The 21,814-nt window shown below is 71.5% G+C and carries 18 protein-coding genes and 1 tRNA gene; 7 read left to right on the top strand and 12 right to left on the bottom strand.

Annotated features, from left to right (window positions below; all coding sequences use genetic code 11):
- Positions 1–41 precede the first annotated feature (41 nt).
- The 4 genes from rplK to AB0F88_RS07145 all read right to left on the bottom strand — a co-directional run bounded on the left by rplK (position 42) and on the right by AB0F88_RS07145 (position 1,877).
- The gene (gene rplK / locus AB0F88_RS07160) at positions 42–473 is read right to left on the bottom strand and encodes a 50S ribosomal protein L11 (RefSeq protein WP_362678382.1); all 432 of its coding nucleotides are present in this window, start codon (positions 471–473) and stop codon (positions 42–44) included.
- A 146-nt stretch (positions 474–619) separates the two neighbouring features.
- On the bottom strand, positions 620–1,408 hold the full coding sequence (gene nusG, locus AB0F88_RS07155; protein ID WP_344746620.1) for a transcription termination/antitermination protein NusG: 789 nt from the start codon (positions 1,406–1,408) through the stop codon (positions 620–622).
- A gap of 72 nt (positions 1,409–1,480) precedes the next feature.
- On the bottom strand, positions 1,481–1,729 hold the full coding sequence (secE, locus tag AB0F88_RS07150) for a preprotein translocase subunit SecE (RefSeq protein ID WP_329089906.1): 249 nt from the start codon (positions 1,727–1,729) through the stop codon (positions 1,481–1,483).
- Between the two features lie 75 nt (positions 1,730–1,804).
- Positions 1,805–1,877, bottom strand: a tRNA-Trp gene (locus AB0F88_RS07145).
- 245 nt (positions 1,878–2,122) lie between these two features.
- On the opposite strand from AB0F88_RS07145, the gene AB0F88_RS07140 reads away from it, so the two are divergent.
- Positions 2,123–3,328, top strand: coding sequence for a pyridoxal phosphate-dependent aminotransferase (locus AB0F88_RS07140; RefSeq protein ID WP_362678379.1), 1,206 nt, complete (start codon positions 2,123–2,125; stop codon positions 3,326–3,328).
- A gap of 133 nt (positions 3,329–3,461) precedes the next feature.
- On the opposite strand, the gene AB0F88_RS07135 is transcribed toward AB0F88_RS07140, so the two are convergent.
- Positions 3,462–5,501 carry an NB-ARC domain-containing protein gene (locus AB0F88_RS07135; protein ID WP_362678377.1) on the bottom strand — a complete coding sequence of 680 codons (2,040 nt, stop codon included), beginning with the start codon at positions 5,499–5,501 and terminating at the stop codon, positions 3,462–3,464.
- Entirely contained in the window at positions 5,498–7,642 is a 2,145-nt protein-coding gene (locus AB0F88_RS07130; protein ID WP_362678375.1) for an AAA family ATPase, read from the bottom strand. The genes AB0F88_RS07135 and AB0F88_RS07130 overlap by 4 nt, the downstream gene beginning before the upstream one ends.
- A 499-nt stretch (positions 7,643–8,141) precedes the next feature.
- On the opposite strand from AB0F88_RS07130, the gene AB0F88_RS07125 reads away from it, so the two are divergent.
- Positions 8,142–9,161 (top strand): adenosine deaminase, encoded by a 1,020-nt coding sequence (locus AB0F88_RS07125; protein ID WP_362678373.1) that lies wholly within the window; start codon positions 8,142–8,144, stop codon positions 9,159–9,161.
- A 167-nt stretch (positions 9,162–9,328) separates the two neighbouring features.
- On the opposite strand, the gene AB0F88_RS07120 is transcribed toward AB0F88_RS07125, so the two are convergent.
- From AB0F88_RS07120 to AB0F88_RS07110, 3 genes are all read right to left on the bottom strand, one after another.
- Positions 9,329–10,294 carry a hypothetical protein gene (locus AB0F88_RS07120; RefSeq protein WP_362678371.1) on the bottom strand — a complete coding sequence of 322 codons (966 nt, stop codon included), beginning with the start codon at positions 10,292–10,294 and terminating at the stop codon, positions 9,329–9,331.
- Positions 10,281–10,853 carry a sigma-70 family RNA polymerase sigma factor gene (locus AB0F88_RS07115; RefSeq protein WP_362678369.1) on the bottom strand — a complete coding sequence of 191 codons (573 nt, stop codon included), beginning with the start codon at positions 10,851–10,853 and terminating at the stop codon, positions 10,281–10,283. The genes AB0F88_RS07120 and AB0F88_RS07115 overlap by 14 nt, the downstream gene beginning before the upstream one ends.
- A gap of 127 nt (positions 10,854–10,980) precedes the next feature.
- The gene (locus AB0F88_RS07110) at positions 10,981–13,125 is read right to left on the bottom strand and encodes a hypothetical protein (protein ID WP_362678367.1); all 2,145 of its coding nucleotides are present in this window, start codon (positions 13,123–13,125) and stop codon (positions 10,981–10,983) included.
- 397 nt (positions 13,126–13,522) lie between these two features.
- Between AB0F88_RS07110 and AB0F88_RS07105 the strand changes: the two genes are divergently transcribed.
- The 5 genes from AB0F88_RS07105 to AB0F88_RS07085 all read left to right on the top strand — a co-directional run bounded on the left by AB0F88_RS07105 (position 13,523) and on the right by AB0F88_RS07085 (position 17,838).
- On the top strand, positions 13,523–14,233 hold the full coding sequence (locus tag AB0F88_RS07105) for a class I SAM-dependent methyltransferase (protein WP_362678365.1): 711 nt from the start codon (positions 13,523–13,525) through the stop codon (positions 14,231–14,233).
- A gap of 235 nt (positions 14,234–14,468) precedes the next feature.
- Positions 14,469–14,978 (top strand): hypothetical protein, encoded by a 510-nt coding sequence (locus tag AB0F88_RS07100; RefSeq protein WP_362678363.1) that lies wholly within the window; start codon positions 14,469–14,471, stop codon positions 14,976–14,978.
- A gap of 155 nt (positions 14,979–15,133) precedes the next feature.
- Positions 15,134–15,820, top strand: coding sequence for a response regulator transcription factor (locus AB0F88_RS07095; protein ID WP_362678361.1), 687 nt, complete (start codon positions 15,134–15,136; stop codon positions 15,818–15,820).
- Positions 15,820–17,229, top strand: coding sequence for a HAMP domain-containing sensor histidine kinase (locus AB0F88_RS07090; protein ID WP_362678359.1), 1,410 nt, complete (start codon positions 15,820–15,822; stop codon positions 17,227–17,229). The genes AB0F88_RS07095 and AB0F88_RS07090 overlap by 1 nt, the downstream gene beginning before the upstream one ends.
- A gap of 417 nt (positions 17,230–17,646) precedes the next feature.
- On the top strand, positions 17,647–17,838 hold the full coding sequence (locus AB0F88_RS07085) for a hypothetical protein (protein WP_362678357.1): 192 nt from the start codon (positions 17,647–17,649) through the stop codon (positions 17,836–17,838).
- A 257-nt stretch (positions 17,839–18,095) separates the two neighbouring features.
- Here the strand turns inward: AB0F88_RS07085 and AB0F88_RS07080 are convergent, their stop codons facing one another.
- The 3 genes from AB0F88_RS07080 to AB0F88_RS07070 form a co-directional block, all read right to left on the bottom strand.
- Positions 18,096–19,241: an acetyl-CoA C-acetyltransferase gene (locus AB0F88_RS07080; protein WP_362678355.1), complete on the bottom strand. Its 1,146-nt coding sequence runs from the start codon at positions 19,239–19,241 to the stop codon at positions 18,096–18,098.
- A gap of 200 nt (positions 19,242–19,441) precedes the next feature.
- Positions 19,442–20,269 carry a class F sortase gene (locus AB0F88_RS07075; protein ID WP_362678353.1) on the bottom strand — a complete coding sequence of 276 codons (828 nt, stop codon included), beginning with the start codon at positions 20,267–20,269 and terminating at the stop codon, positions 19,442–19,444.
- A 13-nt stretch (positions 20,270–20,282) separates the two neighbouring features.
- Positions 20,283–21,194 carry a hypothetical protein gene (locus AB0F88_RS07070; protein ID WP_362678351.1) on the bottom strand — a complete coding sequence of 304 codons (912 nt, stop codon included), beginning with the start codon at positions 21,192–21,194 and terminating at the stop codon, positions 20,283–20,285.
- Between the last annotated feature and the right edge of the window lie 620 nt (positions 21,195–21,814).

Genomic DNA, 21,814 nt, shown 5'->3' with positions numbered 1-21,814 from the left:
GCCGCCGCGAGGTCGCCGCCGAGTCCGTACGGCGGATGGTGCTAGTCGACGATCGTGATGCCCATCGACCGGGCGGTGCCGGCGATGATCTTCTCGGCCGCCGCGATGTCGTTGGCGTTGAGGTCCTGCATCTTGGTCTCGGCGATCTGGCGCAGCTGCTCCTTGGTGAGCTTGCCCACCTTGTCCTTCTGCGGGACGGCCGAACCCTTGGCGACACCGGCGGCCTTCTTGATCAGCTCAGGCGCCGGGGGCGTCTTCGTGACGAAGGTGAAGGTGCGGTCCTCGTAGATGGTGATCTCAACGGGGATGATGTTGCCGCGCTGGGCCTCGGTGGCAGCGTTGTACTGCTTCACGAATTCCATGATGTTGACGCCGTGCGGACCGAGGGCGGTACCGACCGGCGGCGCGGGCGTGGCCTGGCCGGCAGGGAGCTGGACCTTGACCAGCGCGGCGAACTTCTTCTTAGGAGGCATGCTTCTCTCCGGGTCCTTGCTTCTCTGAACGATGTTCCAGGTCCCCGCGACCGCGGGGCCCACGGCACGTGCACATCGGCCGATGCCGCGAACGTGGAACCATCCCCGCGACCGCGGGGCAGACTGATGAAGTCTACGCGACCGGTTTAGATTTTCGAGACCTGGTTGAACGAGAGCTCGACCGGGGTCTCGCGACCGAAGATCGACACGAGCACCTTGAGCTTCTGCGACTCGGCGCTGATCTCGCTGACCGTGGCGGGCAGCGTGGCGAACGGGCCGTCCATGACGGTGACGGACTCGCCGACCTCGAAGTCGACCGTCGCGGCGGAGGCCTTCGCGGTGGACTTCTTGACCTCTTCCGAGGGCTCCGGCGCGAGCAGCTTGGCGACCTCTTCGAGGCTCAGCGGGCTCGGCTTGTTGGAAAGACCCACGAAACCGGTCACACCGGGCGTGTTACGCACCGCGGACCAGGACTCGTCGGTGAGCTCCATCCGGACCAGCACGTAGCCGGGCAGCACCCGCTCCTTGACCAGCTGGCGCTTGCCGCTCTTGATCTCGGTCACGTGGTGGGTGGGCACCTCGACCTGGAAGATGTAGTCCTCCATGTTGAGGGACTGCGTGCGGGTCTCGATGTTCGACTTCACCCGGTTCTCGTAGCCGGCGTAGGAGTGGATGACGTACCACTCGCCGAACAGGCTCCGCAGGTGCCGCTTGAACTCCTCGACCGGGTCGACGTCGGGAAGGACGTCACCGTCCTCGTCGACGGCGCCGGCCGGGGCCTGCTCGGCCTCGGTTTCGGCGTCGGCGTCGGTCTCGGCGTCGACATCCTGCCCGTCGGACTCGTCAAGCGAATCCTCGGTGACGTCGACGGCCTTCTCCAGCTCGTCCTCGCGCTCTTCGCGGGGCTCGCCGGCCGACTGTGCAGACTCGGACACGGTGCTCTTTCTCTTTTCGTCGATGGCTGATGGACTCGTCCGCGGGGCTACTCGCCCGCCGGAGACCGCGACTCAGGCTCCGCCGAAGATTCTCAGCACGCCCTCGGTGAACAGCGCGTCCAAAGCCGACACGATCCCGACCATGATCAGAACGAAGACCAGGACGATGATGGTGTACGAAATGAGGTCCTTGCGCGTAGGCCAGATGACCTTACGCAGCTCGGCGACTACCTGACGGTAGAAAAGGGCGGGAGAAGTGCGCTTAGTCTTCTTCTCACCGCTCGGCTTGTCTGCGGTTTCGCCGCGCGTGTCGATCGCCACAGTCCTCACCTGAATCCATCGAGTCCAACGCACATAAGCGGCGCGCTGGACGCCTGATGCGCGGACCGCTCCTAGCAGGGCACGAGGGACTCGAACCCCCAACCGCCGGTTTTGGAGACCGGTGCGCTACCAATTGCGCTAGTGCCCTAAGACATGAACCACCATACATCGGTTGGACCGAAGTTTGTCCGTGGCTCACGGTCTTGACCGCCGGTTCACGCATGCGGCGGAAAGACCATGCCGGAGTCTACGTGTGAATGGCCACCGCGTCGAACCGACAGGCGATCGCCCAGCTCAGGGACTTTTCCCGGTGCTCGTACGGCTTGCGGGCAGGAGCGTCCGCATGGTGGATATGCGGCGGAAACATCGGCACAGGTCTGTAACCATGGAGGTATGACCCGTCCTCGCATCTCAGCGCGCATCTCCGCGATCTCCGAGTCCGCCACGCTCGCCGTGGACGCCAAGGCCAAGGCGATGAAGGCGGCGGGCCGCCCGGTCATCGGCTTCGGCGCCGGTGAGCCGGACTTCGCGACTCCCGGCTACATCGTCGAGGCGGCCGTCGAGGCGTGCCGGAACCCCCGGTTCCACAAGTACACCCCGGCCGGCGGCCTTCCCGAGCTGAAGCAGGCCGTCGCCGACAAGACGCTCCGCGACTCCGGCTACCGGGTGGACGCGGCCCAGGTCCTGATCACCAACGGCGGCAAGCAGGCCGTCTACGAGGCGTTCGCCACGCTGCTCGACCCGGGCGACGAGGTCCTGGTCGTCGCCCCGTACTGGACGACCTACCCCGAGGCGATCAAGCTCGCCGGCGGTGTCCAGGTCGACGTGGTGACCGACGAGACCACCGGCTACCTGGCGAGCGTGGAGCAGCTGGAGGCGGCGCGCACCGACCGCACCAAGGTCCTCCTCTTCGTCTCGCCGTCCAACCCGACCGGCGCGGTGTACACCCCCGAGCAGGTCGCGGAGATCGGCCGCTGGGCCGTCGAGCACGACCTGTGGGTCGTCACGGACGAGATCTACGAGCACCTCACGTACGGCGACGCCACGTTCGCGAGCATCGCCACCGCGGTTCCCGAGCTGGGCGACAAGGTCGTGGTCCTGAACGGCGTCGCCAAGACCTACGCGATGACCGGCTGGCGGGTGGGCTGGCTGATCGGCCCCAAGGACGTCGTCAAGGCCGCGTCCAACCTGCAGTCGCACGCCACCTCCAACGTCTCCAACGTCGCCCAGGCCGCCGCGCTGGCCGCCGTCACCGGCGACCTGTCGGCCGTGGCGGAGATGCGCGACGCCTTCGACCGGCGCCGCCGGACCATGGTCCGGATGCTCAACGAGATCCCGGGCGTGCTCTGCCCCGAGCCGCTGGGCGCGTTCTACGCCTACCCGTCGGTCAAGGCGCTGCTGGGCAAGGAGTTCGGCGGCAGGCGCCCGGCGACCTCCGCCGAGCTGGCCGAGATCATCCTGGAGGAGGCCGAGGTGGCGGTCGTCCCCGGTGAGGCCTTCGGCACCCCGGGCTACTTCCGCCTGTCCTACGCGCTCGGCGACGACGACCTCGCCGAGGGCGTGAGCCGCCTCGCCAAGTTCCTCGGCCAGGCCGGCTGAGCACGACGGCTCCCCGGCCGGCCGGGCGCGACCTCCGTGGGCGCCGGGCGGGCTCGGCCTCCCGGGGCGCGGGCCGCGGCGCCCTCGATGCGGTCAGTCCCGCAGGGCGTAGGTCACCGCGCCCTCGATGCGGTCAGTCCCGCAGGGCGTAGGTCACCGCACCCTCGAAGTGGGAGGCCGCGCCCTCGTTGAAGGCCCGCGCGTAGGCGGTCTCGCCGATCAGGCACACCGCGCGGGCCCCGACGGCCTCGCGGAGCGCGGTCAGGGTGTCGGCCTCGGCGGCGGGCGGCCCGAAGGTGGTCCAGATGCGCTGCGCGGCTCCCAGGAGCCAGGCCGCGCGGTGGCCGTCCTCCGCGGCGGCGGCGATCCTGGCGAGCTGGTCGATGGCGAGGACGCTGCCGACCGTGTCCCGCAGCCGCCATTTGACCTCCAGCGCCGCCCTGGCCGCCGCGGAGGCCTCCGCGACGTCCCCCCGGCCGAAGAGGGCCAGGGAGAGGACGTAGTCGTCCATGGCGCGCTGTGACAGCTCCCCTCGTACCTCGTGGCGGGAGTGCGCCTCGCGCAGGATCCTCACCGCCTCGTCGAAGTCGCCGCCGAACGTGGCGGTCAGCGCGAGGAAGGAGGGCAGGAAGAGCATCCCCGGCGAGGTGGGGTCCAGCCCGGCGGCCACGCGCAGCGCGTACGCCCGCGCGCTCTCCAGGTCCAGGTCACCGGTGAACAGGCGGGCCTCGGCGAGGGCGAGGAGGGCGTGCGCCTCGGCGTCGGCGTCACCGTGCCGCCGGGCGCTCTCGACGCCCTCCTCGGCCCTGTCGCGTGCCAGGGACATGTCTCCCCGGATGAGCGCGAGATGGGCGGCGACCCAGAGCGGCTTGGACCTGGCCCGGTCGGTGACGGGGGCTGCGGCCAGGGCGCGGTCGAGATAGTGGCGGCCCTCTCGGACGAGTCCCAGATGGCACCAGAGCACCCACAGGTCCCCGGCCAGCTCCAGGGCGCCGCCGTGGTCGCCCGCGGTGAGGCAGCGGTCGAGGGCCGCGCGGATGTTGGGCAGTTCCCCGCGCGCCCAGCAGGCCCATTCGAGCTGGTTCGGGCCGTACCAGTCGGCGCCCATGCGCCGGGCTGCGGACAGGTAGTGGTCGCGGTGCCTGCGGGTCATCAGGTCGTTCTCACCCAGCTCGGCGAGCCAGTCGCGCCCGTAGTCCCTGATGGTGTCGAGCAGGCGGTAGCGGTCGCCCACGCGGGCGACGACGGATTTGGCCGCGAGCGTGGCGAGGACGCCCGGGACGTCCGGCAGGCGCTCGTCCTCGCACACGCCGCGCGCCGCCTCCACGTCGAAGGCGGCGGGGAAGACCGACAGGCGGGCCCAGAGCAGGCGTTCGGCGGGCGTGCACAGCTCGTGGCTCCAGCCGGCGGCGGTGCAGAGGGTCTGGTGGCGGGCGGGAAGTCCCTCACCGTCGGCCAGCAGCTTGAAATGGACGTCGAGCTGGTCGGCGAGCTGGGTCGCCGACAGGCCGCGCATGTGGCTGGCGGCCAGCTCGATGGCGAGCGGCATGCCGTCGAGCCGGCGGCAGAGCCTGGCGACGGCCATCATGGCCCGATCGTCCGTGCGCAGCCCGGGGGCCACGGCCCTGGCGCGGTCGAGGAAGAGGCTCGGCGCGTCGTGGTCGGCGAGGTCGGCGGCCTCGGGAGGGGGGACGGGGAAGGGCTCGACGACCATGACGACCTCCAGCGGCAGGCCGAGCTCCTGGCGGCTGGTCACGATGATCTGGACGTCGGGCGCGCCGGTCAGGACGGCGACGACCATGGCCGCGCAGGAGTCGATCAGGTGCTCGCAGGTGTCGAGGACGATGAGGAGACGCCGGTCGGCGAGATACTCGATGAGGGACTCCAGGGCGGGGCGTTCGGCCTGGGTGTGCAGGCCGAACACTCCGGCGACGCCGTGGATGAGCAGGCCGCCGTCGCTCTCCGCGGAGAGCTCGGCCACCCAGACGCCGTCGGGGTAGTCGTCTCGGACGTTCCGCGCCGCCCGCAGGGCCAGCCTCGTCTTGCCGACGCCCCCGGGGCCGCGCAGGGTGAGCAGGCGCGTCCGGGTGAGGAGTTTCGCGATCTCTTCGAGCTCGGTGGCGCGGCCGACGAAGCTGTTCATCTCGGCCGGCAGGTTGCCGCAGCGCGTCAAGAAAGGTCTCCCTGGAGTGCGTGTTCCACGGCCTCGCGCAGGCTGATCGAACCTCCCCGCGCCTCCAGCCGGTCGAACTCCGCCCTGCCCAGGCGCCCGCGCAGCCTCAGCTCGGCCGCGCGGATCCGATTCGCGATCATGGGCGAGCGGCTGGGCGGGACACCGGCGCTCTTCCACGCGGCGGCGGACGCTCCGAACATGGCGGCGGCGAAGGTGTCGTCGGCGCACGCCTCGGCGATCACGACGAACACCTCCAGCGCCTCCATGAGGGAGATGCTGTCGCCGAACAGGCGGGCCCCGCGCAGGGAGGCGCAGGCGAACTCGATGGCCGAGGCGGTGTTGCCGAGGGCGTGCTCGGCCTGGGCCAGGAGGAGATCGAGGCGGATGAGCGTCCAGTAGTCGCCGCATGACTCGCAGAGCTCGCGTCCCTCGCGCAGGACGGAGACGGCCTGGTCGTGGTGGTCGGCGAGCATCATGGCGGTGGCGACCACGGTGTAGGTGGGCAGGAAGCCGGGGAAGACGTTGCCGGTGGAACGGTGGCGCACCCGGGCGTGCTTGATGAGCCGCAGGGCCTCGACCACGTCGCCCCTGACGACGGCCAGGTGGGCCTGGAACTGGCTGACGTAGGCCGTGGCGTAGCCGTCGGCGTCCTCGGCGGCGCATTCGGTGAGGATGCGCTCGGCGCGTTCGAGGTCGCCGCGCTGGATCGAGACCCAGGCGTGCACCCAGAGGGCCTTGACCCGCTCGGGGCTGGGGGTGTGGTCAAGATCGAGGCCGCGCTGGAGGAGGTCGTCGCCGGGTGCCTGCATGCCGCAGCACGCCCACAGGAACCACAGGTTGCCGACCAGGTCGAGGCCCTTGCGGTATTCCTGCGGCCGGGAGTAGCAGTATTCGATGGCGCCGCGCATGTTGCCGCATTCGAGGACCAGCCTGCGGTACCACTCCAGCTGGCGGCCCTGCCAGCTCATCTCGGCGCGGGCGGACAGCGCGAGGAAGTGGTCGCGGTGACGGCCCTGGATCTCGTCGGTCTCGCCGAGCCGGTCCAGCCAGACCACGCCGAACTCGCGGACGGTGTTGAGCAGGCGGTAGCGGACCCCGCCCTCGCCCTCCTCTCGGACGAGGACGGACTTGTCGAGCAGGCCGAGCAGCCCGTCGAGGACGTCCTTGGCGGCGAGGGCGCCGCCGGCGCAGACCTCCTCGGCGGCCTCGATGTCGAAGGTGCCGGCGAAGACCGAGGCCCGTGCCCACAGGAGGCGCTCCTGCGGGGTGCAGAGTTCGTGGCTCCAGCCGAGGGCGACGCGCATGGAGCTGTGCCGCCGGGGAGCGGCGGCCTGCCCGCGCGGGGTGGCGCCGGCCCTCTCGGCGTGGATCTCGCGCTCGGCCGCGGGGATCGTACGGCCTTCGAGGGCCGCGGCGAGCTCGTCGGGCGAGGTCACGTGGCCGTCGAAGGCGGCGAGCCCGGCGGTGGAGATCGGGCGGCCGTCGAGAGCGGCGGCGAGCCCGTCGAGGGTGCCGGGGCCACCTGGGACACCTGGGATACCGGGGCCACCGTCGGCCACGGCGAGCCGGATCGCCAGCGGCAGGTTGTCGAGGCGCCGGCAGAGCTCGGAGAGCTCTGCCGGATCGGCGCCGCCGAGCCTGTCACCGGCGAGGGCGGTGATCAGATGGACGGCGTCGGCGTCGGGCAGGCCGCCGACCGGGTAGAGGTGCTCGCCGGGCAGGCCCAGCCGCTGCCTGCTGGTGGTCAGGACGCGCAGTCCCTCGACCGAGCGGAGCAGCAGGCCGACCAGGATTCCCGCGGTGCCGACGACGCGGTCGCAGGTGTCGAGGACGAGCAGGGTCCGGCGCGCGAGGAACTCGTCGACCAGGGCCCGCAGCGCGGGGGTGCCGGGCTTGTGGCGGGTGCCGATCGCGCCGGCGAGCGTCTCGGCCAGGGAGTCGAGGTCGGCGGGGGCCTCCGACAGCTCCACGACGTGGACGCCGGCGGGGAACGCGGGTTCGAGGGTGCGGGCCAGCCGCAGGGCGAGGGAGGTCTTCCCGACCCCGGCGGGGCCGGTCAGCGTGACGTGCCGGACCCTTTCGAGCAGCGCGGATACGTCGGCGAGTTCCGTTTCCCTGCCGACGAAGACGTCCGCTTCCATGGCAGCCCCAGCGTCCTGACAACGTGTGCCTCCACGGTCGCATGGAGACGTGGTCCGCTGAAAGCCCGTTTCCTAAATTTCCTCGGTATAACAGGGGATCGGATATAGATGGGTGTGCCCTGAACCCGGTAACCTCCGCCCGAAATAACACCTTAAAACCTATAAATAGGCAATTGGGAAAGCCGCGCGAAACATCGGGGAGGACGAACGGGGGCCGGCGCGTTCCGTACCAGGTCCTTACCAGATCCCCACCAGGTCATCGGCGCCGTGCGGTGACGCGCCGCGGACCGGGATCGCGGTGCTCGGCGAGGCCGGCCCCGTGCGGCCGGGACCCCGTCGAAGGCCGCCCCGCCGGCTTCCTCCACCGGCTTCCTCCACCGGCTTCCTCCGCCGGTGAGGCCCCTCCCGCCCTCCCCGGCACGCGAACGGATCGTCAGGTCGAGGCCAAAAACCCCGGGCCCGTCGATCGGGGCCGCCCCGGGTACGGCACCATGTTGAAATGCCACGTCCCCTCAGCGAACTGCCCAAGGCGCACCTGCACCTGCACTTCACCGGCTCCATGCGGCACTCGACCCTCGTCGAGCTCGCCCGCGAGCACGGGCTACACCTTCCCGACGCGCTCGAGGAGGACTGGCCGCCCCAGCTGCGCGCGACCGACGAGCGGGGCTGGTTCCGCTTCCAGCGGCTGTACGACATCGCGCGCTCGGTCCTGCAGCGGGAGAGCGACGTCTACCGGCTGCTGCGCGAGGCCGCCGAGGACGAGGCCGCCGAGGGGTCGCGCTGGCTGGAGATCCAGATCGACCCCTCGGGATACGCGTCGAAATTCGGCGGGCTCACCTCGGCCATGGAGCTGATGCTCGACGCGACGCGCAGGGCCGCCGACCACGCGGGGATAGGCATCGCCGTCGTGGTGGCCGCCAACCGTACCCGCCACCCCCTCGACGCCAAGACGCTCGCCCGCCTCGCCACGCACTACATGGACCAGGGCGTGGTCGGGTTCGGGCTCTCCAACGACGAGCGGCGCGGCCGGGCCCGCGACTTCGACGGGGCCTTCCGGCTGGCCAAGCGCGCCGGGCTGCTGGCGGTGCCGCACGGCGGGGAGCTGCTGGGCGCGGCCAGCGTGGCCGAGTGCGTCGACGTGCTGGACGCCGACCGGGTCGGGCACGGGGTGCGGGCGGCCGAGTCGCCCAGGCTCATGGAGCGCCTCGCGGCCCGGGGGATCACCTGCGAGGTCTGCCCGACGTCCAACGTCGGTCTCGGGGTGGCCGAGCGCGCCGAGGACGTGCCGTTGCGGCGCCTGTTCGAGGCGGGGGTGCCGATCGCGCTGGGCGCCGACGACCCGCTGCTGTTCGGCGCCAGGCTGCTGCCCCAGTACGAGCTCGCCAGGCAGGTGTACGGCTTCTCCGATCCGGAGCTGGCCGAGCTGGCCCGCCAGTCGGTACGGGCGTCGGCGGCTCCGGACGGCGTGCGCGAGAAGCTTCTCCAGGAGATCGACGACTGGCTGGCGCCGGCGGGCTGAGCGGGCGATCCCCGGCTCCGACGCGCCACGTGACCCGCCGGCCGCCACGCTGTCCGGCCCGCGGACCCGAGCGGGCGATCCGCCCGGTGGTCGCATGTACCGCACCGGTGACGTCCGGCCAGCGGGCCCGAGCGGGCGATCTCCAGCCGCGACGCGCCGGGCCGGCGTCAGCGGACCGAGCGGGCGATCTCCAGGGCGCGGCCGAGCTCCCCGACGCCCTCCAGGCGCAGGCCGACCCGCCCCCGCTGCCAGATGAGGGTGGGCCCGGCCGGGCGAGGGCGGATCGCGGCCTGACCGCCGCTCCTGGGCAGGTAGGTGAGGCCGTGGTGGACCGGGATCCACTGCGCCCGCGAGGCGCCCACGCCGGTCTCCTGCGGCCAGGGCGGGCCGAGATCCTTGCGGAAGACGAGCTGGAGGCTGCCGTCGTACTCGTCCAGTCTGAGACCGGGCCAGAACAGCGACACCACCCTGCCGCCGTCACTCACCCTGACCTCTGTGGGAGCGCCGAGCGCGGCCGGGAGGGAGATCGGGAACGCCACCTGTTCCCGGGCCCGCTCCAGGGTGACCCGCCGCTCGCCGGGCAGCGGCTGGGGCACCCCCGAGGGCAGCGGCCCCGGGCCGCCGGTCCTGAACTCGACCCCCGCGAAACGCAGGATCTCCGCGACCGCCGCCCTTCCCGCGGGCGTCGCCCCCAGCAGCAGGGCGACCAGGATCGCGACGGCGGCGACCACCGCCCGCCGTCGCGCCCGGCCTCCGGCCCGCAGCGCCTCCCACCGGCGGCGGAGCGCGCCCGGAGTACCGGGGATCGCGGGCGCCTCGGGGACGCGTGTTCCGGGAGCGGCTGCCCCGGGAGTCGTTGCCGGCGTCTCGGGGACGGGTGCGGTCTCGGGGACGGGTGTGTCAGGGGCCGGTGTCTCGGTGGCCGGTGTCTCGGTGGCAGGTGTCTCAGGGGCAGGTGTCTCAGGGGCAGGTGTCTCAGGGGCAGGTGTCTCAGGGGCAGGTGTCCCGGAGGCGAGTGGTGATTCGAGGCGGGCCCGTACGGCCCGCGCGACGTCGGCGGAGGGCGGGGACGGGACGTCGAGGGACTCGCCGAGGGCGAGAAGCCGGGCTTCGAGGTCGTCAGGTGAGGTCACGGGCCACCTCCTCACGCAGACGGGCCAGGCCGCGGGAGGTCCGCGACTTGACGGTGCCGACGGGAAGGTCGAGCACCTGGGCGGTCTCGGCCTCCGACAACTGCAGGAAGTACCGGCAGACCACGGTCTCGCGTTCCCGTTCGGGCAGCGTACGCACCGCGTCGAGGAGCCGCGCCCTCCGGTCGGTCGCCACCGCCGCCTCCTCGGGCCCCTCGCCCGGCTCGGGAACGGCGTCCGTGAGCCGCGCGGCCAGCCTGTCGCGGCGTCCACGGGAGCGGGTCAGGTTGTGCGTCTCGTTGGCCACGATCCGCAGCAGCCAGGGGCGGAAGTGCGCGTCCCTGCGAAAGGAGGCCAGGTGGCGGTGTGCCTTGACGAACGCCTCCTGGACCACGTCCTCGGCTTCGTCGGCGGCCCCGAGCATGGCCGCGGTGCGGTGCGCGAGCGCGCTGTAGCGGGTGACCAGCACCTCGTAGGCGTCCAGATCACCGGCCAGCGATCGGGTGATCGCCTCGTCGTCGTCCGTCGGGGGCTCCTTCGCGGATGTCGTGAGAGATTTCACCGCATACGAGCCGTTTGCGGAAGCCCCTGTCCGCGGGCGTGACCGGAATCCGCTCGCCGGGTTCCGCGGGCGCGACCGGGAATCCGCCCTCCGAGGGCCGGGTGGCCTTCAGGGGCGCCTTCGGCGGTCAGTGGAGGGCATAGGCGACCGCCGCGTCCGGGTCGGCCTCGTAGCCCTCGGCGAAGACCGCGTCATAGGTCTCGTCGCCGAGCAGTTGCCTGGCCGTCCGCTCGGCGACGGTCCTCGGCTCGGACATGCCCTCCGAGCCGAAGCCCGTGAGCCCGAAGGTGGCCCACAGCCGTACCCCCGCCCCCTGGAGCCTGGCCGTGCGCCGGCCGTCGCCCTCGACGGCGGCGATCACCGCGAGCTGGTCGACCGCGAGCGCCACACCGGTGGCGTCGCGCAGGCGCCACTTGACGTCGAGCGACTGCCGGGCGGCCTCCGCCGCCTCGGCCACCCTGCCGAGGCCCAGCTGGGCGATGGACAGGACGTAGTCGCCGCAGGCGCGGGCCCAGCGCTCGCCGCGCGCGTCGCAGAGCCGCTGCACCTCCTTGAGCACCGCGACCGCCCTGTCGAACTCGCCGCGCCAGGTGACCGCCATCGCCGCGGTCACCAGGGCGAGGGGTTCGCTGACGGTGGCGGCCTCGGCCCGGCGGAAGTACTCGCGGACGAGCTCGACGCAGGGTTCGACGTCCTCCAGGGCGCCGGAGCACAGCGAGCTGCTGGCCAGCCGGAGCTGGGCGTGCCCGGCCGCCGCGTAGTCGCCCCAGTCGAGGGCCGCCGACAGCGCCGCCTCCGCCCGGCGGCGGCCCAGTTCCAGCTCTCCCCTGGCGATGGCCACGCAGCCGTCGGCCCACAGGAGCCGGGGCAGCCCGGGATCGGTGACGGGAGCCGCCTCGATCGCCCGCGTCATGTGGTAGCGGCCCTCGTTCAGCCGGCCCAGGCAGAACCAGAGGATCCAGAGCGTCCCGGCGAGCTCGACGGACGTCGGGGAGGCGGGGTCGAGGGCGAGGCGGAGGTCGGTCATGGAGAAGGCGAGCCTGGCGGCCCACTCCTCCTGCCCGGGGCCGTACCAGTCGGCCTCGGCCCTGCGCGCCAGGTCGAGGTAGTGGTAGCGGTGCCGCTGCGCCAGCCGGGTCTCCTCGCCGAGCAGGGCGAGCCGCTCCCTGCCGTACTCCCTGACCGCGGCGGGCAGCCGGTAGCCGCCGGGCACGCGGACGAGGAGGAACCTCTCCGCCAGGCTCGCCAGCAGGCCCGGCACGTCGTCCAGGTGCTCGTCGCCGCACACCCACTCGGCGGCGGCCGTGTCGAAGGCCCCCGCGAAGACCGAGAGCCTGGCCCAGAGCAGGCGTTCCCGCGGGGCGCACAGCTCGTGGCTCCAGCCGATCGCGGCGCGCGCGATCCGGTGGCGGGGGACCCGCGCCCGGCCGTGGAGGACCTCGAAGTGGTCGTCCAGGTGATCGGCGAGCCGTTCCACCGGCAGGGATCCCAGCCATCCGGCGGCCAGCTCGACGGCGAGCGGTACGCCGTCCAGCCGCCGGCAGATCCTGGCCGCGGCCACCGTACCGGCCCGGGTCGTCTCCAGGCCGGGCGCCGCGATCCCGGCCCGATCGAGAAAGAGGCGAAGCGCGTCGTCCTCCTCCGGTTCCTCAGGCTCCTCCGGGGGTTCCCTCTCCGGCTCCCCCCTTTCCGTCCCCGCCCTCTCCGGCGTCCTCTCGGCCCCCGGGCCCTCCGGCGCCGGGCCTTCCGTCCGTCGGGCGGAGGGCCCGGCGCCGGGTGCCGCGAAGGGCTCGACGGGGAGCAGCGCCTCCTGCGGCAGTCCGAGCGGCCGGCGGGAGGTCGCGATGATCCGTACGCCGGGTGCCGCCGCCAGGATCTCCGCGACGAGATCGCGGCAGGCCGGCAGGAGGTGCTCGCAGGCGTCGAGGATCAGCAGGAGTCTCCTGCCCGCGAGGAACTCGACGAGCGTGCCGGTCTGCGACCGCGCGGACCGCTCCGGGAGGCCGAGGACGGCCGCGACCGTGTGGGCGAGCAGATCGCCGTTGCGCTCGCCGGAGAGCTCCACCAGCCAGGTGCCGTCGGGGTGGTGCTCCTGCCGCTCCCGCGCGGCCCTGACCGCGATTCGGGACTTGCCGACGCCCCCGACACCGGTGACCGTGGTCAGCGGCGTGCCGTCCAGGAACTCCAGCAGCCGCCGCACCTCGCTTCCCCTGCCGATGAAGCCGTTCGTCTCCGCGGGCAGGTTCCCGCGCCACCATCGGATCTGTTCCATCGATTCGCGCTCCTTTTTCCACTCACCGGGAATCGCACCGTTTCCAAATCACGAACCGGTCGGCCCGCCATTCCCCAGAGGGGTTTCCTTGTCCCCCGGTGCAAATCTCCCCGCCGGGTCGAGGCCGAACTTCCTCCGTACGGCGTGAACCGTGGAAATGCTGGTGCTTTATGGCTGATTCGGCGGAGCCGGTAATCGGGTGGAGCACGGGGCGTGCCGCCCGGCCGGTGCTCGCCGCGAAAGAGCTCGTCGTGGAGGGACGGCACCGGGCGTGAAGCGTTTGAGGGGCCGCCGCGAGGGAAGCGCCACTAGACTCTGGCTGTCCCTGGTCGTGGCCTCGCCGCGGCCTTTCCGTAAGCGAGCTGGACGGAACCGCATGTCTGGGTATGACCGCGTAGTGCAACCCGCGGCCGGTGACGAGGCCCTGGAGAACCACCTGGGTGGGGACGAGGCCAAGAACTACCGGCAGTACGAGCTCGACATGGTCGCCCCGCACGTGGGCCGGTCCATGCTGGAGATCGGCTCCGGGCTGGGCCACTTCGCCGAGGCGTTCCTGCCTCGCCTCGACCGGCTGGTGGTCAGCGACTTCGACCCCTACTGCGTGGAGCAGCTGCAGAAGCGTTTCGAGGGCCGCGACGACATCGACGTGCTCCAGTTCGGCCTGCCGACCGAGATCCCGATCGGTGAGAAGGTCGATACCGTCGTGATGATGAACGTCCTGGAGCACATCGAGGACGACGTCGAGGCCCTGCGCTCCCTCGCCAAGGTCACCCTCCCCGGCGGCCGGATCGTCATCTGGGTGCCCGGCTACATGCAGCTGTACGGAGACTTCGACCGCAAGGTCGGCCACGTCACCCGCTACACCCCCGCCACCCTGCGCAGCACGGTCTCCAAGGCGGGCCTGGACATCGACGTGCTCAAGCCGATCAACTTCCTGGGCGGCATCGCCTGGTGGGCCGCCGTCCGCCGCGGGGGCGTCGGCTACCCCGACCCCCGCCTGGTCAAGATCTACGACCGTACGGTGGTGCCCCTGACCCGCCTCATCGAGCGCTTCGTCCGCCCGCCGTTCGGGCAGACCGTCTTCTGCGTCGCCCGCGTTCCCAAGTAGTCCCGGGCGAGCCCGAGCTAGTCCCGGGCGAGCGCCCACGTAGCCCACGGTGACCCGCGCGCGGTGCCGCTCCCGAAAGGAGCGGCACCGCGCGCGGCCTTTTCACGGCTCTCGGTTCACGGCTCTCGGTTCACGGCTCTCAGGGAATTCCCAGGATCCTCCTTCGAAGATCACAGCTCGGGACGATTGCCTGATCGACGTCTCCCCGTCGGGAGACGTTCCCGGAAGGACCACCATGAAGAGGAAACTGGCACTCGGCGCCGCGGCCATTACGGCGTCGATCATGCTGACGGGTTCCACCGCCTGGGCGACCGGCACGACACCCCCGGTGCCGGCCGGCGTGACCGCCATCGCCGACCAGCTGCTCAAGGCCGACTCCACGCTTCGCGGGCCGAGGCTGCGCTCCCACTACAACCTGTGGGTGGTCGGCATCCACGGACGGGCCACCGTCAGGGACAAGAAGTCGACCTTCATCGACTACACCTGGCAGCGCGGCGTGATCACCGCCAAGGGTGAGAACAAGCTGACCGTCAAGAGCAAGGACGGCCTCGTCTGGAACTGGAACCTCGACACGTCCACACGGTTCCGCAGGCTCGGCGTCCGCGCCGACCTGACCAAGCTGGTCGTCGGGGACGGCGTCTTCGTGATCGGCGTCCCCACCTCGACCGACCCGACGGCCGCCGCGGTGTTCGTACCGCGTGACCGCGCCCTCCTGGACCCGCCGGCCACCACGCCGGGGAGCTGACCGGGGACCCCGGAGGCTCGGCGGAAGCTGACCGTGAAGCGGTGGGATCACCGAGATGCGCCGGAATTCCACCGCTTCGCGGCGGCCTCCAATCAAGGACTAACAGCTACTAACTGGGACGAAGTACGGAATCAGTAGGCAAGAATGGGGCCTCCATGAACGAGCGCACCATCCTCGTCGTCGAGGACGACCCCAACATCCGTGACATCGTCGAGGTCGCCCTGCGCTTCCACGGCTTCGGGGTGACGGGCGTGGCGACCGGCAGGCAGGCCCTCGACGCGGTGGAGGGCGACTCCCCCGCGCTGATCGTGCTCGACGTGATGCTCCCCGACGTCGACGGTTTCGAGGTGTGCCGGAGGATCAGGGCCGCGGGCCTGCACATTCCGGTGATCTTCCTGACGGCCAGGGACACCTCCGCCGACACCGTGCGCGGCCTCACCCTGGGCGGCGACGACTACGTCACCAAGCCCTTCTCGGTCGAGGCTCTCGTCGCCCGCGTGCGGGCGGTGCTCCGCAGGACGGACGTCTCCGACGACCTTGGCGGGACGCTCAGGGTGGCGGACCTGGAACTCGACGAGTCACGCTGGGAGGCCCGGCGGGCCGGAGTCGCGCTGGACCTCTCCCCCACCGAGTTCCGGCTGCTCGCCTTCATGATGGAACATCCCGGACTGGTCCTGACGAAGCGTCAGTTGCTGGAACACGTCTGGGGCTACGGGGGTTCGTCGCAGGTCGTCGAGACCTACATCTCCTACCTGCGCCGCAAGCTCGACCCGCTCGGCCCGCCGCTGATCCACACCCAGCGCGGAGTCGGTTACGCGCTACGCCCGCCCCAGGGCACCTGATGTCGCTCAGGGCGCGGCTGCTCGCCGGCCTGCTCGCGGTGAGCACGACCCTGCTGGTGATGCTGTCCGTGACAAGTGTCCTCGTCCTGCGCGGGCACCTGATGGAAAGACTCGACGGGCAGCTGCGGGCGGCCACCGCGACCGCCGCCAAGCGGATCGTCGCCGCCCCCGGGGGCCAGCTCGCGCAGACCCTGACCGGGTCCACCTACGCCGTGGCCGCGATGAACCTCAACTCGGGCCGGGCCAGGCTCGTCAACGGGGACGCGCCCGCCGCCGCGACCGTACCGCAGCTGGTGGAGAGCCTCGGTGCCGCCCGCCTGAAGGTCCTGGCCGAGAGCGGGGAGGCGTTCGACCTGGGCACGACGGGCGACCAGGGCATGATCGCGCGGGTGGCCGAGGCCAGGCAGGGCAACCGGCTGGTGGTCGTCGCCGTCCCGCTGGAGTCCGTCGAGGCCCCGATCCGGCGGCTCGTCATCGCCGAACTGCTCACCGGCGGCGCGCTGATCCTGGTGCTGGCGCTCGCCGGCCGCGCCCTGATCACCAGGGGGCTCTCACCGCTGGCCAGGATCGCCGGGACGGCGTACCGGATGGCCGGGGAGGGCGACCTGTCGGTCCGGATGCCCGAGGGCCCCTCTGAGGTCGGGCGGATCGGCACGGCCGTGAACCTGCTGCTCGACCGGATCGCGGGGGCCTTCAGGGATCGCTGGGCGTCGGAGGAGCGCGTCCGCCGCTTCGCCGCCGACGCCTCGCACGAGCTGCGGACCCCGCTGTCCACCATCCGGGGGTACGCCGAGCTCTACCGGACCGGGGCGCTGCGCGCCGAGGACCTGCCCAGGATCATGGGCAGGATCGAGGACGAGGCCACCCGGATGGGTGATCTCGTCAGCCAGATGCTCGACCTCGCCCGCCTGGACAGGAACGCCGGGCTCCAGCTCACGGAGACCGATCTGGCCTCGGTGGCGCGCGACGTGAGCGCGGACTGCACGGCCATCGAGCCGGAGTCGCCGATCGTCGTGGACGCCCCGGAGTCTCTGACCGTCACCGCCGACGAGGCGAGGATCCGGCAGATCCTCGTCAACCTCCTGGCGAACGTGCGGACGCACACCCCCGCGGGGACGACGGCCACCGTGCGGGTCGCGCGGCGGCCGTCCGGCGGTGCGCTGATCGAGGTCTCCGACGACGGTCCCGGGATGTCCGCCGAGCAGGTGGACAGGGCCTTCGACCGCTTTCACCGGGGCGGGGAGCGGATGCCCGACGGTGCCGGGCTGGGACTGTCGATCGTCAAGGCGATCACCGACGCGCACGGCGGCTGCTGCTGGATCACCTCGGCTCCCGGGGAGGGCACCCGCGTTCACGTCGAACTTCCCGAACGCCCCGCTCCGACGGGACCGGCCGGTCCCGCCGGGTGAGTTCCGACGGGGCCGGCGGGTCTCACGGACCGGGCCCGAGCAGGCCAGGCCCCGAACCGGCCAGGCCCCGAACCGGCCAGGCCCCGAACCGGCCAGGCCCCGAGCAGGCCGGGCCTCGAGCAGGCCGGGCCTCGGCGGGACCGGCTGATCTCTCCAGGCGCGCGGCCCGGAGCCGACGGAATCGGCCGGTTTCGCTGGATACGCGCGGTCTGGAATCAGTGGCCGATAAATCGGTTGCACGGCCTCGGCGGGGCGCCGTATGTTCGACCGCATGTGGATTAACTCCTAAGAGCCGGCGTCGATCGGTCCTCGCCGATCCGCCCGCACTCAGCCATCTGGCCCCGTTCGTCTGACGCGGCAGCTGAGTTGTCCGACCCGGGATCTCACCGCGTCGTCACGTTTCCCAAGGAGTCCCATATGCGAATTCACCCTGCCCACAAACTCGCGCAGAAGCGCGACGGGAAGTCCAAGACCGCCAAGACGACCAAGCCCCGCACCCCGCTCCCCGAGCACGTCGTGCCTCCGGCGCCCCGGCATCTGCCGATGCCTCCGACGCCGATGCGGCCCACCCAGCAGCCGCGCCGGATTCCCGGCAAGGGCGGCCGCTGACCTGCGGGTCGGCCTCGCGAGGTCAACCCGCGGCCCTCTTCACGGGGCCGACCCGCGGGTCCTTTCGCGGGACCGGCCCGCGGACCCCTTCGCGAGGCCGTTCCCGCGGGTTCCTTCGCGAAGCCGGTCTGCGGGCCGTTCGCGAGAACGTGAAAGGCCCCGGTCCTGGAACTCCAGGACCGGGGCCTTCCCCGCCTCACGGGCGTCTCACGGGCCGTACGGGCTGTGCGGGCCGTACGAGCACGGCGTCAGAGGTGTCAGAGTCGCTCGATGATCGTGACGTTGGCCTGGCCGCCGCCCTCGCACATCGTCTGCAGCCCGTACCGGCCACCGGTCCGCTCCAGCTCGTGCAGGAGCTTGGTCATCAGGATCGCGCCGGTGCCGCCCAGCGGGTGGCCCAGGGCGATCGCGCCGCCGTTCGGGTTGACCTTGGCCGGGTCGGCGCCCAGGTCGTTGATCCACGCCAGCGGGACGGGGGCGAACGCCTCGTTGATCTCGGTGACGTCGATGTCGTCGATCGACAGGCCCGCCCTCTTCAGCGCCTTCTGCGTCGCCGGGATCGGCGCGGTCAGCATGTAGACCGGGTCGTCGCCGGTGAGCGCCAGGGTGACGATGCGCGCCCGGGGGGTCAGGTTGTGGTCGCGGACGGCCTGCTCGGAGGCGATCAGGATCGCTCCCGAGCCGTCGGAGATCTGCGAGGAGGTGGCAGCCGTGATCATGCCGTCGGGCTTCAGCGTCTTCAGCGACGCCATCTTCTCCAGCGTGGTGTCCGGGCGCGGGCCCTCGTCGTCCTCGACCCCGTTGATCGGGGCGATCTGGTCCTTGAAATAGCCGTTCGCGACGGCCTTCGAGGCCCGCTGGTGGCTCTCGTACGCAAACCGCTCCAGCTCCTCGCGCTTGAGACCCCACTTCTCGCACATGAGCTCCGCGCCGCGGAACTGGGAGATCTCCTGCTTGCCGTACCGCTCCACCCACTTCTCCCCGAACGGGAAGGGCATGCCCTTCTCCAGGGCGGCGGTGATGCTCGACCCCATGGGGACGATGCTCATGGATTCCACCCCGGCGGCCACGACGAGGTCCTGGGTGCCGGAGAGCACCCCCTGGGCCGCGAAGTGGATCGACTGCTGGGAGGAGCCGCACTGGCGGTCGATGGTCACACCGGCGACGTTCTCCGGAAGGCCCGCCGACAGCCACGCGTTGCGCGCGATGTCCATGCTCTGCGGGCCGAACTGCATGACACAGCCCATGATCACGTCTTCGACCGCGGACGGGTCGACGCCCGTACGCTCGATGAGCGCGCCGAGGGTGTGCGCGGCCAGATCGGTGGGGTGGACGGTGGACAGACCGCCCTTCTTCTTGCCGACGGGGGTGCGGACCGCCCCGACGATGTACGCCTCTGCCACAGTGCCTCCTGCTTGCGGAACCGAGCTGCCTGCGAAACCGAGCAATGTTCGGTTAGTAGGAGGTTACAACAGAACTTTCGCCCGCGCCCTGGGCGGGAGCCGCGCGCACGGCGGCGAGGATGATCGCGTCTTTCCCGGAACGCCGGGAAACCCGGAACGCCGGGGAACCCGGGACCCGGCCCCGGCCCGAGCGGCCCTTCTCAGGCCTTCTTGGTGCTCGTCATGGTCGCGTAGGCGATGACGTTGTCGGTGTAGTGACCGGTCGCGCGGTTGTAGGTGCCGCCGCAGGTGATCAGGTGCAACTGGGGGGTCGGCGACCGGCCGTACACCCGCTGGGTCGGAAACACCGACTTCTCGGCCTGCTCCAGGCCGCCCACGGTGTAGACGGCGACGATCCCGTCCTTGCGGTGCACCTCGATGACGTCGCCGTTGCGGATCTCGTCGAGGCGGCTGAACACCGCGCTTCCCGAGCGCGTGTCCTTGTGCCCGAGCATGATCGCGGGACCCGCCTCGCCGGGGGTGGGTCCCGAGCGGTACCAGCCGACCAGGTTCGGGTGGCCGACCGGCGGCACCTCGATGGCGCCCTTCCTGTCGAGCCCGACGGACCTGACCGGCGCGTTGACCCCGAGCCGCGGGATGACCAGGCGCACCGGGGACGAGGGCTGCATGGCCGGGGCCGCGGGCAGGCTGGGCAGAGGCGGCGGCGCGGTCGGGGGCGCCTGGAAATAGGGGTTCGCCGGTGCCGCCGCCAGATCGCGGGGCGGCAGCGTGGTGCGCTGGTCGGCCAGACCGTACTCCTCGGGCGAGGCCAGCATGTAGAGCAGGCCCACCAGCACCGTGACCACCCCGGCGATTCCGGCGAGGATGAGCACCGACCGCATCATCCGGCTGCCGGGGGGCTCCTCGTACGGCGGGCCGTACTGCTGGTGGGGGCCCGGCTGCGGGTACGGCGGCTGGACCGGGACCGGCCGGTAGTGCGGCGGCGGCCCGGGGGGCGGCCAGCCGCCCGGCGGCGGGGGGGTGGTCATCCGGCCACCCCGATCAGCCGCGACCGGCGGTGCGACGCCGCAGCATGAGCCCGCCGATTCCGGCGAGGGCCACCGTCAGCACACCGCTGAACATGATCATCCGAGCGTCGGGCCCGGCGTCACCGCCGCCGCCCGTGGAGGCGGCGCCCTTGGGGGTCTCGTCGATCTGCTCGTCGGAGTCGGGGTCGGGCACCGGGTCGGAGGTCCTGGTCCGGGTGACGGTGATGGTCGGCGTGGGGGTCGCGCTGGCGCTGGCACTGGCGCTGGGGCTGGCACTCGGGCTGGCGCTGGCACTCGGGCTGGCGCTGGGGCTGCCCGTCCCCACGGTCACCCGCAGCGCGGCGGGCGAGGCCTGGGCGGCCTCGGGGGGAGCGCAGTCGAGCAGCTCGACCTCGCTCGCGGCACCCGCCGCGCCGGTCGCCAGGAGCAGGGTGAACGCGTCGGGCTGGAAGGCGACGACCCCGGTCGCGAGGGGGGTCACCGTGACGACCAGCGGAGGCGCGGTGACCGGCTGCCCGGCGACCGGGGGCGCGGCGGTGACCAGGATCGGGCGGAGCTCCGTGGGGAGCGCCAGGACTCCCGCGGGGCTGGCGCTGATCTGCATCTCCGCGTCGGCGACGAGACTCGCGCCCGCCGGGGCCGGCGCGGACGGAGTGAGAGAGGGAAGGGCGGCCGGCGGGCTGATCTTCCAGGTCGCCACGAGGGGGGAGTTCACCACTCCCGCCGCCGGACCGGTGAGGTCCATGGTGAAGGTGTACGTCGCCGACGGTGACGGCGCACCCGCGAGCGTGCAGGTGTAGGCCACCGGTTTGGGAGCGGCGTGGATGGAGGCGAGCGCGGGAAACGCACCGAAGATGCCCGCACCCGCCGTAGCGACCACGGCCGTCTTGACCGCGACGCGCAGCCGCGTCTTGGACTTCAGCACAGTTTCTCCTCGTTCCAGCTTTGATCGACCGGCCTCACACCGGCCACCGAGGCTTACAGGTTGCGGTCAAGGTTCGGCATAGATCCTACGAACACAGACCGCGCCACGCGAGCAAGTCGGCTAAACGGACACAAATTCCCATCTATCCCACAGCAAACGACACCGTACATCGGCAAAGCCCGTCACGGCGGGTCGGATCGGACCCCGGCCGGACACGGAACGCGCGAGAGACACCTCGTGGAGCCCGGCCGAGGACCTCGCCACGAATCCGGCCACCCGACGAGCGGGCGACCCGGGGTTGGCAATCAGCGTTTGGATATATAGAAAAAACCAGGTCAAAACTGGTGCGGCCTCACTTAAAGATCACCGTACGGAAGCGCCATCGGGCAGGGTGGAACCTGTGGTGGGCCTGATTCGGACACCCCGAATGACTTTTTGGGTTGTTGAAATATTTCATCGGCACACCCACCGTGGTCATCGGCCCGTTCACCCGGCCGGGGTCTCGCGTTCGCCCGCGAGGTCGCCGCGCCGGCTGGACGGCGTCCGGCGGCTCGGCCGGTTCCCGTTCGGGAAGGATTCGGTGGAAGGCGTGCGAACGGGTATACGGGACATGAAGAGCA

The organism is Streptosporangium sp. NPDC023963, assembly GCF_040639135.1.
Lineage (GTDB): Bacteria > Actinomycetota > Actinomycetes > Streptosporangiales > Streptosporangiaceae > Streptosporangium.
The sequence above is the reverse complement of the archived record's forward strand: the minus strand, read 5'-3'. Positions and strand labels throughout refer to the sequence as shown.

Excerpts from the sequence above, each read along its gene's own strand:
- rplK (WP_362678382.1), bottom strand. The coding sequence starts at position 473 with ATGCCTCCTAAGAAGAAGTTCGCCGCGCTGGTCAAGGTCCAGCTCCCT.
- AB0F88_RS07140 (WP_362678379.1), top strand. The coding sequence starts at position 2,123 with ATGACCCGTCCTCGCATCTCAGCGCGCATCTCCGCGATCTCCGAGTCC.
- AB0F88_RS07130 (WP_362678375.1), bottom strand. The coding sequence starts at position 7,642 with ATGGAAGCGGACGTCTTCGTCGGCAGGGAAACGGAACTCGCCGACGTA.
- AB0F88_RS07125 (WP_362678373.1), top strand. The coding sequence starts at position 8,142 with ATGCCACGTCCCCTCAGCGAACTGCCCAAGGCGCACCTGCACCTGCAC.
- AB0F88_RS07110 (WP_362678367.1), bottom strand. The coding sequence starts at position 13,125 with ATGGAACAGATCCGATGGTGGCGCGGGAACCTGCCCGCGGAGACGAAC.
- AB0F88_RS07100 (WP_362678363.1), top strand. The coding sequence starts at position 14,469 with ATGAAGAGGAAACTGGCACTCGGCGCCGCGGCCATTACGGCGTCGATC.
- AB0F88_RS07095 (WP_362678361.1), top strand. The coding sequence starts at position 15,134 with ATGAACGAGCGCACCATCCTCGTCGTCGAGGACGACCCCAACATCCGT.
- AB0F88_RS07090 (WP_362678359.1), top strand. The coding sequence starts at position 15,820 with ATGTCGCTCAGGGCGCGGCTGCTCGCCGGCCTGCTCGCGGTGAGCACG.
- AB0F88_RS07085 (WP_362678357.1), top strand. The coding sequence starts at position 17,647 with ATGCGAATTCACCCTGCCCACAAACTCGCGCAGAAGCGCGACGGGAAG.
- AB0F88_RS07075 (WP_362678353.1), bottom strand. The coding sequence starts at position 20,269 with ATGACCACCCCCCCGCCGCCGGGCGGCTGGCCGCCCCCCGGGCCGCCG.